Below are 14,939 nucleotides of genomic sequence, written 5' to 3'. Positions count from 1 at the left end.
GGCACGCCGGAGAGACGACGCCATGAAGATGTCCCGACGCGAGTTGCTCGCCTCCACCCTCGCGGCCGGAACGCTCGCAAGCGCCGGCTTCGGCGAAGCGCAGGCGCAGGCGACGCCGAAGAAGGGCGGCACGCTCGTCGCAACCTGGGGCGGATTCGAGCCTCAGGCCCTCTTCGTCCCGGCCGGCGGCGGATCGAGCCCCTACTTCACCTCGACCAAGGTCCTCGAACGTCTTCTCAAGCTCGACAACAAGCTGGTTTTCCAGCCCGTCCTGGCGCTGGAGGTGACGCCCGCGGCCGATTTCCGCAGCTACACCATCAAGCTCCGCCCCGACGTGAAATGGCATGACGGGCGCGACTTCACCGCGGACGACGTCGTCTTCAACGCGCTCGAATACTGGAAGCCGATCTCGAGCGGCGGCGCGCTCGCCGGGCTCACCAGCGCCGAGGCGGTCGACAAGCTCACGGTCAAGTTCAGCTTCAAGGACCCGACTCCGGAATTCTTCCTGAAATCGGTCCTTGCCGGCAAGGCCGGCCTCGTCATTCCAAAGCATGTCTACGAAGGCTCGAACATCATCACGAACCCGGCCAACAACGCCCTGGTCGGAACAGGCCCCTACAAGGTCAAGCAATGGGTCCGCGGCAGCCATGTCGAGCTGGCGCGGAACGAGGCCTATTGGGCACCCGGCCTGCCTTATCTCGACCAGCTCGTCATCCGCTGGTGGCGCGACCCCGCCTCCCGCTCCGCCGCGCTCGAGGCCGGACAGCTCGATATCGGCGTCTTCAACCCGATCCCCGCCCCGGATCTCAAGCGCCTCGAAGCCACCAAGCGCTTCGCGGTGACGACGGACGGCTATCTCAGCTCCGCCTGGATCTCCACGATCGAGTTCAACAGCCGTCGCCCCGTCGTCAGCCGCCCCGAGGTGCGCCAGGCCCTGCTGCATGCGATCGACCGCGACTTCATCGCCGACACGATCTTCTTCGGCCGGGCCAAGCCGTCGATCGGCTTCATCCCCGCCTCCAACCCGCTCTTCTCGAACCCCAAGGCTCCGCAATATCCCTTCGATCCGAAGAAGGCCGGCAAGCTCCTGGATGCGGCCGGCTTCCCGGTGAAGGGAGGGAGCCGCTTCAAGGTCAATCTCGTCGCGGCCGGCTGGTTCGAGGAAAACGTCAAGCTCGGCCAATACGTCAAGCAGGCGCTCGAGGATGTCGACGTCACCGTGGATCTCGCCATCCCGGACCGCGCCACATCGCTCAAGCGCATCTATTCGGACTACGAGTACGACATCGCCATCTCGAACAATTCGGGCGCGATCGAACTGATCCCCGGCTGGACGAACTTCGTGACGACCAGCGGCATCGTGAAGGGCGCCGCCTTCCGCAACGCCAACGGCTATTCCAACCCGACGCTTGACGGGATCGTCTCGAACCTCACGACCGAGGTCGATGAGAAGAAGCGCGCGGGCCTCGCCCACGAATTCGTGCGCATCGCCGCGACGGACCTGCCGATCACCGGCCTCGTCGATATCCAGTCGGTGACGATCGCGCGGTCCGACGTCCGCAATCACTCGAACCTCGCCGATTATCTCGGCGAAAGCTGGTCCGACGTCTGGCTCGACCGCTGACATGCTCAAGATCGTCGGCCGGCGACTGGCTCAGGTCGCCCCCCTGGTCCTGGGGGTGATCGTCCTGAACTTCAGCCTGATCCAACTCGCGCCGGGGAGCTTCCTCGACGTCATGAGCGCGGAGCAGCAGATCACCGATCCGGCGATGCTGGACCAGTTGCGCGTGACCTACGGCATGGACCAGCCGGCCCATGTCCAGCTGCTCAAATATATCTGGTCGGTCCTGCAGTTCGATTTCGGCTATTCCTACCGGCAGAACGCCTCGGTGGCCGAGGTGATCATGGCGCATCTGCCGGCGACGGTGCTGCTCATGGTCACGAGCATCGGCGTCGCGCTCTTCATCGGAGTCGCCGCCGGGATCGTCGCCGCGGTCAAGGTCAACACGATCTGGGACAATCTCGTCTCGGTCTTCGCGGTCTTCTTCTTCGCCGCGCCGACCTTCTGGCTCGGCATCATGCTCACCATCCTCTTCTCGGTGAAGCTGGGCATCTTCCCCGTCGGCGGGATGCGGGAGGTCGGCGTGACCGAGGGGCCGATCGCAGCGGCCTTCGACGTCATGCGGCATCTGGCGCTGCCCGCCATCACGCTCGGCCTCTTCTATGCCGCGATCTATGCGCGGGTGATGCGCGCCTCGATGCTGGAGGTCTTCCGGCTCGACTTCGTGCGGACCGCCCGCGCGAAGGGCCTCGCGCCGACGACGATCGTTCTCTCCCACGTCCTGCGCAACGCGCTGCTGCCGGTCATGACGCTGCTCGGCCTGCAACTCGGCACGGTGCTGGGAGGAAGCGTCGTCGTCGAGGCGGTCTTCAGCTGGCCCGGGATCGGCAGCCTGATGCTCGACAGCGTCCAGAGCCGGAACTTCCCGGTCGTGCTCGGGGTCCTGGTGCTGTCCTCGCTCGTCGTCGCCTGCGTCAACGTCGTCGTCGACCTCGCCTATTTCAAACTCGATCCTCGCATCCGGGCCCGATAGCCATGGCCGCAGCCTCAGCCTCCCCCGGCCTGGATTTCCTGCGCCGCTTTGCCCGGAACAAGGCCGCTCTCGTCGGGCTCTTCGTGATCCTGAGCGTGATCGGGCTCGCGATCTTCGCCTCGCAGCTCTATCCCCGCCCTCCCCTGCGGATCGTCGGGCGGCCGGAATTGTGGCCCTTCGCCAATCCCCGCCACCTCCTCGGCACCGATTCCCTCGGCCGGGACATCGCCGCGATGATCGTGCACGGCACGCGCACCACGCTGCTGATCGGCATCTTCGCGAGCCTCACGGCGACCCTGATCGGCGTCACCGTCGGGGCGAGCTCGGCCTATTTCGGCGGCTGGCTCGACGAGACGCTGATGCGCGTGACCGAGCTCTTCCAGACGGTGCCGAACATCATCTTCATCCTGACCATCGTCTCGATCCTCGGCCCGGACATCTGGCACATCACGCTCGCGGTCGGCCTCGTCACCTGGACGCCGATCGCGCGGCTCACCCGCGCCGAATTCCTCACCCTTCGCGACCGGGAATTCGTGCAGGCCTGCCGGTCGATGGGGATGAGCGACCTGCGCATCATCCTGGGCGAAATCCTGCCGAACGCGCTGCCTCCCGTGATCGTGCTCTCCTCGCTCGTCATCGCCAGCGCCATCCTGTTCGAATCCGCCATCTCGTTCCTCGGCCTCGGCGATCCAAACATCGCGAGCTGGGGCGGGCTGATCGGCGACGGCCGCACCCTGATCCGCTCCTCCTGGTACATCTGCGCGGTGCCGGGCCTCGCCATCATGGCGACGGTGCTCGCGCTGAACCTGATCGGGGACGGCCTCAACGACGCCCTCAACCCGAACCTGAGGGACCGCTCCTGAGCTCGGGCCGTCCTCGCGACGAGCCGCCCCCAGCATTGCCCCATCCACACCGACCCGCCCCGGACCACCGCGCCATGTCTCGATCCGTCAATCTCGGCGATCTCGCCGATCCCGCGCTCGATCCCACGCGTCTCGCGGTCATCGACCTGCGCGACCCCGCAGCGCCGCGCGCCTGGACGCATGGCGAGATCGACGGGCTCGCCCGCGGCGTCGCCCGCCACCTCGCGGCGCGCGGCTTTCCGCGCGGGACGAGCATCGGCATCCTGTCGCTGAACCGGGCCGAGTATCTCGCCGCCTATTTCGGCATCATGCGCGCCGGCCATGTCGCGGTGCCGGTCAACACCAAGCTGCCGCGGGAGACGGTGTCCTACATCCTCGGCGATGCCCGGATCGCGCTCGCCTTCACGGATGCGGGCGGGCGCGACCTCGTGGACGGTGCCGTCGAGACGATCGGCTTCGACGATCCGGGACCCGGCGGCTTCGGCGCCCTCATCGTCCCCGGACCGTTCGAGACCGTCGTGCCGGGACCCGAGGAGATCGGTCAGCTCCTCTACACGTCAGGCTCCACGGGGCGCCCGAAGGGCGTGCCGCTCACACATGCCGGCCAGCTCTGGGCGCTGTCGACACGGACGGGCGATCTTGGCGCGCACGAGCGCTACCTCATCGCCCAGCCGCTCTTCCACATGAACGGCCTCTTCTCGGCCAAGACGGTCTTCGCGACCAATGCCTCCGTCGTGGTCATGCCGAGCTTTTCGGCACGAGCCTATCTCGAGGCGCTCGCCCGCCATCAGGTGACGGCGCTGATGGCCGTGCCGACCATGTTCGCCCGGCTGATCAAGGAGGCCGATCTCGTCGAGGCGCTCGACCTCTCGTCGCTGAAGCGGATCGGGCTCGGATCGGCCCCGATCACGCTCGGGCTTCTCGAGCGGATCGAGGCGGCCTTCCCCGCCGCGCGGATCGGGCTCGGCTACGGGACCACCGAGGCGGGACCGGCCGTGTTCGGGCCGCATCCCGACGGGCTCCCCCCTCCTCCGCTCGCACTCGGCTATCCCCTCGATCCGAGCGGGATCCGCCTGGTCGACGGCGCCGGCGACGACGAGGGCGTCCTGATGATGCGCAATCCGGCCGTGACGCCTGGCTATCTCAACCTGCCGGAGCAGAGTGCCAAGGCGATCCGGGAGGGCTGGTATTACAGCGGCGACGTCATGCGGCGCGACGCCGACGGCTTCTTCTTCTTCGTCGGACGTGCCGACGACATGTTCGTCTGTGCCGGCGAGAACATCTATCCGGGCGAGGTGGAGAAGATGCTGGAGAGGCATCCTTCCGTTCAGCAGGCCGCCGTCGTCCCGCTGCCGGACGAGGAACGCAGCCAGATCCCGGTCGCCTTCATCGTGACCAAGCCGTCGGCGCCGGTCGGGCCGGAGGAGATCAGGACCTTCGCCCTCGCCAATGGCCCAGCCTACCAGCATCCGCGACGGATCGAGTTCCTATCGGACCTGCCCTGGGCCGGCACCAACAAGATCGACCGGCGCGCCCTGATCGAGCGGGCGCGGCTGCTCGAATCCGGCCATGGCTGGTCCTCGGAGGGCGGAGGAGCGAGGATCGTCGCGGGCGACCGGCTCGCGTCCTAGCCCCGCGGCACCGGGCTCGGACGACCTCCCGGCGCCATTACCGGCGATCGGGAGGCGCGCGTCGCGGCGCCGCCGACGCGTCCGCTCCGCATCGCTCGATGATCCAGCGGAGCAGGCGATCCTCGGCGCCCGACAAAGGCTGCTGGCTGAGGTGGCAGAGATAATAGTCCCTGTCGTCCTGCATGGCTTCCTCGGACAGGCGCACCAACTGGCCCTCGTCCACGAGCGCGCCGACGAGGGACGGCCGAAGCAGCGCGATCCCCATGCCGTCGAGGACGGCCTGAAGCGCGAGATTGCCATCCTCGACCAGCAATCCCGGCGCCGGGTTGCGATCGCTCTGATGCCGTTCGAACCAGAGCCGCCAGCCGTTCCGATCCTGGTCGTGCACGAGCGGAAGCGTCGACAGCAGCATCGGCTGGTCGAGGCTGGCGGGATGCCGCGCCACGAGATCTGCGCTGCAGAACGGCGCGACCGCGCCGGATAGGATCCGATGCGCCTCGTAGCCCTTCCACTGCCCGTCCCCGAAGCGAACGGACAGGTCGGCCGAGTCGCTGACGTAGTTCCGATGATGCGAATACGACACCGTCAGTTCGACATCGGGATTCCGGCCGAGAAAATCTCCGATGTGGCGGAACAGCCAGGTCCGCCCGAACAGCGGAATGACGCCGAGTTGGACCGGCGCGTTTCGATGCCCGTCCCGCATCTGGTCCGTGGCGCCGCGCAGCACGGCGAAGGCGGTGCGAACCGACCGGAAATATTCCCGTCCCGCCTCGGTCAGGGCCAGGCCCCGACCGTCGCGCCGGGTGAGCGGCTGCTCCATGAAGGCGTCGAGAAGCGCCAATTGATGACTGACCGCCGAGGGCGAGACGCCGAGTTCGCGCGCCGCGAGCGTCGCGCTCCCGAGCCGCGCGACCGCTTCGAACGCTCGGACTGCTGTCAAAGGTGGCTCGACCCGCTCAATCATGAAGCATCTCAATTATTGATTTATTCTCATAATTCAGCGGGGTTGTCGGCGCAATAACGCGCGCTATAGTCAATTCATGTGAATAAAATTTCACTCTATGAAGGGTCTAAAAGAGCATTCTGTCCTCGCAGGACAGGTGCTCGCCGAGCCGTAGACGCGCGGCCGACTCTCAACTTGAGGATTGTTCCCGCCATGCCGATGCTTCCGTCCCGCCGCAGCTTCCTGTCATCGGTCGCGCTCGCCAGCCTGCTCGCCGCGCAGGGCGTCGGGGTATCCGCCCAGGAGACGCCGGTTCGAGGCGGCGTCCTGAACGTGCACATGAACGCCGAGCAGCGCGTCATCAATCCCGCCGTTCGCGCATCCGTCGACGTCTATCTGATCGGCAGCAAGATCATGGAGCCGCTGGTCGATCTGGATACGAAGGGGCAGCCCGTCGGCGTGCTGGCGACGGCCTGGACGACGTCCGACGACGGCAAGACCATCACCTTCACGCTGCGGGAGAACGTGAAATGGCACGACGGCAAGCCCTTCACCTCCGCAGACGTCCAGTACACGGCGATGGAGATCTGGAAGAAGCACCTCAATTACGGCTCGACCTTGCAGAAGAACCTCGAGGCGGTCGAGACGCCCGACGCGCTCACCGCGGTGTTCAAGTATTCCCAGCCGATGCCCATCGATCTACTGCTGCGCGCGTTGCCCGATCTCGGCTACGTCGCGCCGAAGCATGTCTATGAAGGCACGAACGTGCTCGACAATCCGGCGAATCTGGAGCCGATCGGAACCGGCCCCTTCAAGTTCGGCAAGTACGAGCGCGGCCAGTATTTCATCGCCGAGCGCAATCCCGATTACTGGCGCAAGGGCTTCCCGTATCTCGATCGCATCGTGTGGAAGTTCATTCCCGACAAGGCCGCCGCCGCCGCCGCGCTCGAGACCGGCTCCGTGGACCTCAGCGCCTATACCTCGCTGACGCTGTCGGACATCGACAGGCTTCGCAAGCACAAAGACTTCACGGTGTCGACGAAGGGCAACGAAGGCAACGCGGTCCAGAACACCGTCGAATTCAATGTCCGTCGCAAGGAGCTGTCCGACATCCGCGTGCGGCGGGCCATCGTGCATGCCATCGATACCGATTTCTTCATCGAGAACATGCTGTACGGCTTCGGCAAGCGCGGCCAGGGTCCCATCCCGCAATCCTCGGACTTCTTCGTCCCGGGCGCGCCGGACCTGAAGTTCGACGTGGCGCTGGCCAACAAGCTGCTGGACGAGGCAGGCTATCCCCGCAAGGGCGGCACCCGCTTCAAGCTCCGGCTCCTGCCCGCTCCCTGGGGTGAGGACGTGAGCTCCTTCGCAACCTTCATCCAGCAATCCCTTGCCGCAATCGGCATCCAGGTCGAGATGGTGCAGCGGGACGCGGCGGGCTTCCTGTCGGACGTCTACCGCGACTGGAACTTCGATCTCGCCACCGGACGTCACCAGTACAGGAGCGACCCGGCGGTCAGCACCACCGTCTGGTACCGGTCCGGAGCGCCCAAGGGCGCACCCTGGACGAACCAGTGGGGCTGGCAGGACGCGGAGATCGACCGCGTCATCGACGAGGCCGCGGTCGAACTCGATCCGGCGAAGCGCAAGAGCCAGTATGTCGAGTTCGTGAAGCTGGCGAACACGCAGATCCCGGTGTGGATGGCGACCGATCGCGAGTTCATCTCGGTGACGAGCAAGAAGCTTCAGAACGATCACAACACGCCGCGCTGGCCATCCAGCAGCTGGTACGATCTCTGGCTGAAGAAGTGAGGGGAGCCGCCCGATGAAGGTTGACGCCAACCCCTATTCGTTCCCGCTCAACGGCCAGCTCACTGCGCAGAACACGGCCCTGCTCGTCATCGACATGCAGGGCGATTTCTGCGCCGAGGGCGGCTACATGCATCAGTTCGGCTTCGACCTGACAGCCTTGCGGCGCCCGATCCCCACCATCGCGAAGGTTCTGGCGGCCTGCCGCGCATCCGGGATGACGGTCATCCACACCCGCGAGACCTTCAAGCCGGACCTCTCCGACGTGCAGCCGCATCGACGCTGGCGGGGGATCGACGGCAAGGGCGTCGCCGTCGGCGACGAGGGTCCGAAGGGGCGTTACCTGATCGAAGGCGCCGAGTGCTGGCAGATCATCCCGGAACTCGCGCCGATCGAGGGCGAGACGGTCTTCGACAAGCCGTCCTACGGCGCCTTCGGCTTCACGGCGATCGAAGCCCATCTGCGCGAACGCGGCATCGGCAATCTCATCCTGACCGGCCTCACCACGGATTGCTGCATCCACACGAACGTGCGCGAAGCTCTGGACCGGGGCTTCGACTGCCTGACGCTGTCCGATGCGACGGGCGCCTGCTTCGAGGCGGTCCATCAGGCGGCGATCGAACTGCTGATCAAGAAGAGCGGCGTCTTCGGCGCCGTCGGGGAGAGTGCGAGCCTTCTCGACGCCCTCGATCGGCTGCGCGCATCGACGGGGGACGGCACATGAGTGCGGAGGCCGAACTCGGAATTCTGGCGCGACGGCGGATCGAGGCCGAGGTCATCAAGCCCATCTACGAGACGCTGTGCGAGCGTCTCGGCCAGGAGCAGGCGCGCGCGCTGATCGGCGAGGCGATCGCCAAGACGGCGGTGGCGGTCGGCCGCGACTTCGCCGCCCGCGAGCCCGGCGGGGCCGATCTGCACACATTCGCCGACCTCCAGCGGCTGTGGACCCAGGACGACGCGCTCGAAGTCACCGTGCTGCAGGCGGACAAGGACGCCTTCAGCTACGACGTGCATCGCTGCCGCTATGCGGAGATGTATCGCGACATGGGGCTCGGAGAGATCGGCCACCTCCTGTCCTGCAACCGCGATCATGCGTTTATCGAAGGCTATGATCCGGACGTCGAACTGACCCGCACGACCACCATCATGTCCGGTGGCACCTGTTGCGACTTTCGCTATCGGGCGAAGAAGCCGGAAGGCGGATCGTGACCGAGGTCGGATCGGCGATGGCGCGCATGCGGCCCTTGGACGGACATCCCCGGGAACGCAGAAGATCGCTACGCGGATAGGAAACCCGCAAGCTCCTCGGTGAGGCCCCCTTGGGGCGAGGACAGCTCGTCGAGGATCGTGAAATGGTTGCGGTCCGGCAGGATGCGGAAGCGTGTCGGCACGCCGGCGGCGATGCGCGCCGCCGCGTAATCCGCCGATTGGCGCTGGAGCTCGGGGAGTTCGCTGCCGCCGACGATGACCGCCGCCGGCGCCACACCGGCTCCCGGCGCCCCGATCGGGCTCAAGCGGCCGACATCGCCCTCGCTCAGGCCGAGCTTCTCGTTGAGGATGCCGAGGCGGATCGGCTCGAGGTCGTAGATTCCGGACACCAGCAGACCGCCATCGACACCGCGCCAGCCGCAGGCGAGCGCGGCAAGATGGGCACCGGCCGACCAGCCGCCGACGATCAGCCGGCCCGTGGCAAAGCCTCGTTCCGGACCCTGCTCCCGCAGCCAGCCGATGGCCGCCTCGATCTCGTCGACGATCTCGCTCAACGAGGCGTCCGGCGCGAGCGTATAGCCCGGCAGGGCGACGTCGAAGCCGCGCGCCAACGGCCCCTCCGCAAGGCAGGAGAACACCTCCTTGCTGTTGCGCTGCCAATATCCGCCATGGATGAAGACCAAGAGCGGCGCCCCAGCCTCGCCGCAGCGGAAGACGTCGATGCGGTTCCTGTCGCGGGGACCGTAGCGGAGGTCGAGGAATTCCGGCCGCGCGGCCCGCAGAAGGGCACTCCGGGCCGTCCAATCCGCCAGCTTCGCCGCGCTGTCCCGCACATGGCCGGCATTGTCGTAGGCCCGGTCCAGCTCGCTCCGACGGAAGCCGCGCCAGATGGCGGCCTCAGGCTCGGTCGTCGGTTCCGAGATACCAGTCATGAATGTCTTGCCCCTGCCAGAACAGGATGTCGTCGCGCGCGAGGAGCGCATCGAGCAGCCCTTCCAGCATATCGATCCGATGCGGCACGCCGCTGATGTAGGGATGGATCGCGAAGCTCATCACCTTCGCGCCGGCCATCGGCCCGTCGCCCTTCGCCTCCCGCGCCAGCCGGTCGAGCTGCGCCAATGCCCGCTCGGCGAACTCGGCCGCCCGGTGATGCTGGATCATGATCGCCGGAATGTCGTTGAGCTCGACCGAATAGGGCATGGTCAGCACCGTCCCGCTCGCGGTCTGCAAGCGGCAGGGCAGATCGTCGACCACCCAATCGGCGATCCAGCGGATGCCGTTGGCGGCGAGGAGGTCCGGCGTCTCCGCCGTCTCGGTCAATCCGGGGCCGAGCCAGCCCGTCGGCGGCCTGCCGGTGAAATCGGCGATGGTGCCGACCGTCCGCGCGATCATCTCCCCCTGATCGGCGACCTTGTGGGTCGGGACCTGGACGAAGCCGTGCCCCATGAACTCCCAGCCCTCGTCGCGCGCCGCCGCGGCCACACGCGGATAATCGAGGCAGACCGAGCCGTTCACCGACAGGGTCGGCCTGATGCCGCGCGAGCGGAAGGCTTCGAGGATTCGCCAGAAGCCGACCCGCATCCCGTATTCGTGCCAGGCCCAGTTGGCGACGTCCGGCTGCAGGGCCGCCCCGGTCGGTGCGACGAGCACCTGGCGCGGCATCGGGTTCTCGATCAGCCAGTTCTCGACATTGACGACGGGCCAGACGACGACCGCCTTGTCGCCGGGCAGGGACAGGGCTGGCCGGTCGATCGTCGGCGTATAGGCGAGCCGCTCGCGCGGTGATCGCGGCCCGCTCATGCGGCCAGCCTGCCGTGGTGGCTGTGCAGCATCCCCGACAGCTCCCGTCTCAGCTCGTTGAAGTCCGATGCCGAGACATCGCGCGGACGCGCCAGTTCGATCGGGATGTCGCGATCGATCCGCCCGGGCCCAGGCGACATCACCACGCAGCGGCTCGACAGGAAGATGGCCTCTTCGATCGAATGCGTCACGAACAGCACCGTGAGGCGGGTCCGCTCCCACAATTCGAGGAGTTCGTCCTGCAACCGCTCGCGCGTCATGGCGTCGAGCGCGCCGAAGGGCTCGTCCATCAGGACGACTTCAGCGTCGTTGGCCAGCACGCGCGCAATCGCGACACGCTGCTTCATGCCGCCCGAGAGCTGGTGCGGATAGGCGTCGGCGAAGCTTTTGAGCCCGACGAGCTCGACGAAGCGATCGACCGTGTCGCGCACCTCGCCCGCCGGCCGGCCGCGCGATGCCGGCCCGAAGCCGATATTGCCGCGCACGGTGAGCCAGGGGAACAGGCCGTAATCCTGGAACACCATCCCCCGGCTCGGATCGGGCGCGGAAATCGGCTTGCCCCACATCAGCGCCTGGCCGGTGGTCGCCGCCTCGAAGCCCGCGACGATCCGGAGCAGGGTCGACTTCCCGCAGCCCGAGGCGCCGATCAGGCAGACGAACTCGCCGCGTGCGACGTCGAGATTGGCGCCGCGCAGCGCCTCGATCCGCCGGCCGCCGGCATCGTAGCTCTTGCCGACATGGCTCAGCGACAGGATCGGGAGCGTCGGTTCAGCCATGATTGGGGCTCCAGGCGAGAAGACGGCGGCCGAGGAGCGTCACGAGGCGATCGGAGATGAAGCCGGCGACGCCGATGGCGATCATCCCGCAGATGACGATCTCGGTCCGCGAGAGCTGGCGCGCTTCCATGATCAAGGCGCCGAGCCCCGTCGGAACGCCCGTCATCTCACCGATGACGATGACGACCCACGCGAAGCCGAGGCCCAGCCTCAGGCCGGTGAAGATCGCCGGCATCGCCGCCGGCAGGACCACTTTGACGAATTGCGCCGAGCCGCGGCAGCCGAGCATGCTCGCCGCCTCGAACAGACGCGGCTCGACCGAGCGCACGCCGAAGACCGTGTTGATCAGCACCGGATAGAAGGCGCCGAGGAAGACCAGGAAGAAGGCCGAGCGCGGCCCGATGCCGAACATGATCATGGCCAGCGGCAGCCAGGCCGTGACGGGGATCGGGCGCAGGATCTGCAACATCGGATCCAGCATCTGCCGAACGAGGGGCACGCGCCCGATCAGCAGGCCGATCGGCAGCGCGGCGAGGACCGCCAGTGCGAAGCCGCCATAGACCCGGCCGACCGACGCGAGCACATGCGTGAGCAGCGAGGCGCTGAAGGCATCGTCGTTGATCCCCCCGAAGGCGAGATCGTACAGCGCCACCGCCACCGCCGAGGGAGACGGGATGAGGCTGTAGGTCCTCCCCTCCGTCGCGAGGTGCCAGGCCACGAGGATCGCGACCGGCAGGACGAGGGCGAGCGCGACCTGCAGCAGGCCGGAGCCCGGAGAGGTCCCGCCGGCCTGCGCCGGCGGAGCGGCCTCGCCTCCCGCCGGGGCTGCCGTATCGCTCAAGGCGGCGCTCATGCGTTCCTGGCGAGTTCGGTGACGAACCGGGTGTCGAAGAAGGCCGAAAAATCGGGCAGCTGCTTGATCTGCTTCAGCTCCAGCATGTGCTGGGCATAGGTCTTCGACTGTCCGATCTCGGTCTCCCCGAACCGCCAGGTCAGGTCCACGTTCGGCGCCGAGGCCTCGATCGCGTCCCTCTTCTGCCCGAGCTTGGCGACGGCCATGGCGACCATCTCCGCACGGTTCGCCATCGCGAAGTCGGACGCCTTCCGGTGGATGTCGAGGATGACCTTCACCATCTCGGGCTTCTGAGCGAGCGTGTCGCGATGGGCGCCGAAGATCATGTTCAGCGCGCCCATGGCCGTGCCGTAGGGATATTCGACGATCTTGCCGATGCCGCTGGCGAGGCTCACGCCCGGCCCGGGTTCGGCGCCGACATAGGCATCGACGTCGCCCCGCGCGAGGGCGAGGTGCATCTCCGAGAACGAGATGCGCACCGGCGTGATGTCCTTGACCGTCATGCCCTCCATGCGCAGCCGCTCGAGGATGAAGACCTCCTGGGTCGAGCCCGGCCAGATGGCGACGCGCTTGCCCTTCAGGTCCTTGATCGACGCGATCGGGCTGTTCTTGCCCGCGACGACGGCCATGCCCTTGTTGCAGGCGGAGGCGATGACGACCACCGGCTCACCCGCCGCTGCGCCGAGGAGGGCCGCGGCGATGCCGAACATCCCGAAATCGACGGATTTGGTGACGACCGCGTTCTTGCCCTCGGTCGGGCTCTCGAACGGGACGACGTCGACCTTGTACCCGGCCGGCGTGAACTTCTCGTAGAAGTGCGGCGCGATCGAGTGGATCAGCTTCAGCGCGCCCATGCGGATCGTCGTGGTCGACTGGGCCTGGACGAAGGGGGCGGGCAGCGTAGCCGCGGCGGCGGTCGCGACGAGGAACTGGCGGCGATGCAACATGGGGTTCTCCTGCAATGGCGGTCGGCGGGGACGTCGTTCGGTCAGGCCATGCGGCGGGCCATGCCAGCATCAAGGATCGTGCCTGCATCAAGGATCGTGCCGAACCCCGTCGCCCGGGAGACGCGGAGGCCGCGGCGCCGGGTACGGCGTGCCGGCTCGCCGGCCTGTCGATCGGGTCGGCACCCGGAAGCGGGTATCGGGATTGCGGAGAAGCCGGTCACACCACGCTCCAGCACGGATCATCGGGCCGGATGCTAAAGATATGCTTGTTGCCGTCTATTGCTCGTTTTAGAGCAGCCCGTTGCTCGAAACAGAACGGGGCGTCCCATGCGCCATATGAAGGTTCTTCAGGTCATCCGGGATGTCGCGGAGACGGGCTCGATCCGGCGCAGCGCGGAGCGGCTGGCGATCGCGCCGTCGGCCCTGACGCGCCGGATCCAGGATTTCGAACACGAACTCGGAACGACCCTGTTCGAGCGCCTGCCGCAGGGGATGCGTCCGAACCCGGCCGGAGAACTGCTCCTGCGCCATATCCGCGACCAGTTCGCCGATCTCGACCGTCTTCGCTCGCAGATTGCCGACCTTTCGGGGATCCGGCGCGGTCATGTCGCCATCGCCTGCAGCCAGGCCTTCGCCCATGAACTCGTGCCCGACGAGATCCAGACCTACCGGGCTCAGCACCCCTTCGTCTCGTTCAAGGTTCTGGTGCGCGACCATGCCTATGCGGTGGATGCGCTGACCTCCTTCGAGGCGGATGTCGCGGTCGTTCTCCAGCCGCCGCCGGCGCCCGAACTGCACCTGCTTCAGACGATCACCCAGCCGCTCTGCGCCCTGATGGGGCCCCACCATCCCCTGGCGGGGCGGCCCACCGTGCGCCTGCGCGACTGCCTCCAGTATCCGATCGCGATGCCGGGACCGGGCCTCGCCATCCGTCATCTCGTGCAGGGCGCCATCGTCCGGGCGTCGATGCCGGTGCGGATCGCGGTCGAATCGGATTCCTTCGAGGTGCTCCGCAGCTATGCCGCGCGCGAGGACGTCGTCTCCTTCCAGATCAGAACGGGCATCCCCCGCGGCCGGCTCGATCTCGTCGCGAGCGAGGTGGACCGGCGCGACCTCCCCCTGGCTCAGGTGGCCCTGGGGCAGTTGCGCGGCCGCAGGCTATCGGTCGCGGCATCGAAATTCGTCGAACAGATCGGACGCAGCCTGAATTCGGATGGCGAAGCCCTCTCGAACGCCTCACGCGAGGGGTAGACGCGACGCATGACGGAAACGCGCGTCGAAGGGCGGTCTCCGGAGGGCGATGGGGAGGAACGCGAGACGCACCAAGGTGACGCTCTTCGCTCCGAAGGAGGCGCGTTGTCGGCCGTCATTCGAGCGCCGTGCCCATCACGCGTTGGTGGGCGGCCGGACCCCGCTGATGAGGCGGTTTGGCGCGCGCTTCGGTCAGGTTGAGGCCGCTGACGGGTTTTTTCTGTGCCTGGACGCGCGAAAGCCCGCCTGGTCAGGTTTTCACC

At 67.1% G+C, this 14,939-nt stretch carries 15 protein-coding genes; 9 read left to right on the top strand and 6 right to left on the bottom strand.

Annotated features, from left to right (window positions below; translation table 11 throughout):
* Positions 1-22: 22 nt before the first annotated feature.
* The 4 genes from EV668_RS16705 to EV668_RS16690 all read left to right on the top strand — a co-directional run bounded on the left by EV668_RS16705 (position 23) and on the right by EV668_RS16690 (position 5,088).
* On the top strand, positions 23-1,624 hold the full coding sequence (locus tag EV668_RS16705; RefSeq protein WP_133772160.1) for an ABC transporter substrate-binding protein: 1,602 nt from the start codon (positions 23-25) through the stop codon (positions 1,622-1,624).
* Between the two features lies 1 nt (position 1,625).
* Positions 1,626-2,594 (top strand): ABC transporter permease, encoded by a 969-nt coding sequence (locus EV668_RS16700; protein ID WP_133772158.1) that lies wholly within the window; start codon positions 1,626-1,628, stop codon positions 2,592-2,594.
* 2 nt (positions 2,595-2,596) lie between these two features.
* On the top strand, positions 2,597-3,457 hold the full coding sequence (locus tag EV668_RS16695; protein ID WP_133772156.1) for an ABC transporter permease: 861 nt from the start codon (positions 2,597-2,599) through the stop codon (positions 3,455-3,457).
* 74 nt (positions 3,458-3,531) lie between these two features.
* Positions 3,532-5,088, top strand: coding sequence for a class I adenylate-forming enzyme family protein (locus EV668_RS16690; RefSeq protein ID WP_133772154.1), 1,557 nt, complete (start codon positions 3,532-3,534; stop codon positions 5,086-5,088).
* Between the two features lie 37 nt (positions 5,089-5,125).
* Here the strand turns inward: EV668_RS16690 and EV668_RS16685 are convergent, their stop codons facing one another.
* Positions 5,126-6,028: a LysR substrate-binding domain-containing protein gene (locus EV668_RS16685; RefSeq protein ID WP_245513272.1), complete on the bottom strand. Its 903-nt coding sequence runs from the start codon at positions 6,026-6,028 to the stop codon at positions 5,126-5,128.
* Positions 6,029-6,244: 216 nt separating this feature from the next.
* On the opposite strand from EV668_RS16685, the gene EV668_RS16680 reads away from it, so the two are divergent.
* The 3 genes from EV668_RS16680 to EV668_RS16670 are packed head-to-tail and all read left to right on the top strand — an operon-like array spanning position 6,245 to position 9,049.
* Positions 6,245-7,843 carry an ABC transporter substrate-binding protein gene (locus EV668_RS16680; protein ID WP_208111564.1) on the top strand — a complete coding sequence of 533 codons (1,599 nt, stop codon included), beginning with the start codon at positions 6,245-6,247 and terminating at the stop codon, positions 7,841-7,843.
* A 13-nt stretch (positions 7,844-7,856) separates the two neighbouring features.
* Positions 7,857-8,564: a cysteine hydrolase family protein gene (locus tag EV668_RS16675; protein WP_133772150.1), complete on the top strand. Its 708-nt coding sequence runs from the start codon at positions 7,857-7,859 to the stop codon at positions 8,562-8,564.
* Entirely contained in the window at positions 8,561-9,049 is a 489-nt protein-coding gene (locus EV668_RS16670) for an L-2-amino-thiazoline-4-carboxylic acid hydrolase (RefSeq protein ID WP_133772148.1), read from the top strand. The genes EV668_RS16675 and EV668_RS16670 overlap by 4 nt, the downstream gene beginning before the upstream one ends.
* A 68-nt stretch (positions 9,050-9,117) precedes the next feature.
* Here EV668_RS16670 and EV668_RS16665 read toward each other — a convergent pair whose 3' ends face one another.
* Genes EV668_RS16665 through EV668_RS16645 form a run of 5 tightly spaced genes read right to left on the bottom strand, consistent with a single transcriptional unit; the run spans position 9,118 to position 13,425 of the window.
* Positions 9,118-9,981: an alpha/beta hydrolase gene (locus tag EV668_RS16665; RefSeq protein ID WP_133772146.1), complete on the bottom strand. Its 864-nt coding sequence runs from the start codon at positions 9,979-9,981 to the stop codon at positions 9,118-9,120.
* A complete protein-coding gene (locus tag EV668_RS16660) occupies positions 9,947-10,849 on the bottom strand; it encodes a polysaccharide deacetylase family protein (protein WP_133772144.1) in 903 nt (300 codons plus the stop codon). The genes EV668_RS16665 and EV668_RS16660 overlap by 35 nt, the downstream gene beginning before the upstream one ends.
* Entirely contained in the window at positions 10,846-11,625 is a 780-nt protein-coding gene (locus EV668_RS16655; RefSeq protein ID WP_133772142.1) for an ABC transporter ATP-binding protein, read from the bottom strand. Before EV668_RS16655 ends, EV668_RS16660 begins: the two co-directional genes overlap by 4 nt.
* Entirely contained in the window at positions 11,618-12,478 is an 861-nt protein-coding gene (locus EV668_RS16650) for an ABC transporter permease (protein WP_133772140.1), read from the bottom strand. Before EV668_RS16650 ends, EV668_RS16655 begins: the two co-directional genes overlap by 8 nt.
* Positions 12,475-13,425: an ABC transporter substrate-binding protein gene (locus tag EV668_RS16645; RefSeq protein WP_133772138.1), complete on the bottom strand. Its 951-nt coding sequence runs from the start codon at positions 13,423-13,425 to the stop codon at positions 12,475-12,477. The genes EV668_RS16650 and EV668_RS16645 overlap by 4 nt, the downstream gene beginning before the upstream one ends.
* 327 nt (positions 13,426-13,752) lie before the next feature.
* On the opposite strand from EV668_RS16645, the gene EV668_RS16640 reads away from it, so the two are divergent.
* Positions 13,753-14,676 (top strand): LysR family transcriptional regulator, encoded by a 924-nt coding sequence (locus EV668_RS16640; RefSeq protein WP_133772136.1) that lies wholly within the window; start codon positions 13,753-13,755, stop codon positions 14,674-14,676.
* Between the two features lie 76 nt (positions 14,677-14,752).
* Positions 14,753-14,939: hypothetical protein (locus EV668_RS25050; protein WP_208111563.1), on the top strand; the 187-nt coding region annotated here is incomplete at its 3' end.

This window comes from Enterovirga rhinocerotis (assembly GCF_004363955.1).
Lineage (GTDB): Bacteria > Pseudomonadota > Alphaproteobacteria > Rhizobiales > Beijerinckiaceae > Enterovirga > Enterovirga rhinocerotis.
This window is presented reverse-complemented; position numbering and strand designations above follow the sequence as displayed.

Coding starts and splice junctions, on each gene's coding strand:
- EV668_RS16700 (WP_133772158.1), top strand. CDS start 1,626: ATGCTCAAGATCGTCGGCCGGCGACTGGCTCAGGTCGCCCCCCTGGTC.
- EV668_RS16695 (WP_133772156.1), top strand. CDS start 2,597: ATGGCCGCAGCCTCAGCCTCCCCCGGCCTGGATTTCCTGCGCCGCTTT.
- EV668_RS16655 (WP_133772142.1), bottom strand. CDS start 11,625: ATGGCTGAACCGACGCTCCCGATCCTGTCGCTGAGCCATGTCGGCAAG.
- EV668_RS16670 (WP_133772148.1), top strand. CDS start 8,561: ATGAGTGCGGAGGCCGAACTCGGAATTCTGGCGCGACGGCGGATCGAG.
- EV668_RS16690 (WP_133772154.1), top strand. CDS start 3,532: ATGTCTCGATCCGTCAATCTCGGCGATCTCGCCGATCCCGCGCTCGAT.
- EV668_RS16645 (WP_133772138.1), bottom strand. CDS start 13,425: ATGTTGCATCGCCGCCAGTTCCTCGTCGCGACCGCCGCCGCGGCTACG.
- EV668_RS16705 (WP_133772160.1), top strand. CDS start 23: ATGAAGATGTCCCGACGCGAGTTGCTCGCCTCCACCCTCGCGGCCGGA.
- EV668_RS16650 (WP_133772140.1), bottom strand. CDS start 12,478: ATGAGCGCCGCCTTGAGCGATACGGCAGCCCCGGCGGGAGGCGAGGCC.
- EV668_RS16680 (WP_208111564.1), top strand. CDS start 6,245: ATGCCGATGCTTCCGTCCCGCCGCAGCTTCCTGTCATCGGTCGCGCTC.
- EV668_RS16660 (WP_133772144.1), bottom strand. CDS start 10,849: ATGAGCGGGCCGCGATCACCGCGCGAGCGGCTCGCCTATACGCCGACG.
- EV668_RS16640 (WP_133772136.1), top strand. CDS start 13,753: ATGCGCCATATGAAGGTTCTTCAGGTCATCCGGGATGTCGCGGAGACG.
- EV668_RS16675 (WP_133772150.1), top strand. CDS start 7,857: ATGAAGGTTGACGCCAACCCCTATTCGTTCCCGCTCAACGGCCAGCTC.
- EV668_RS16665 (WP_133772146.1), bottom strand. CDS start 9,981: ATGACTGGTATCTCGGAACCGACGACCGAGCCTGAGGCCGCCATCTGG.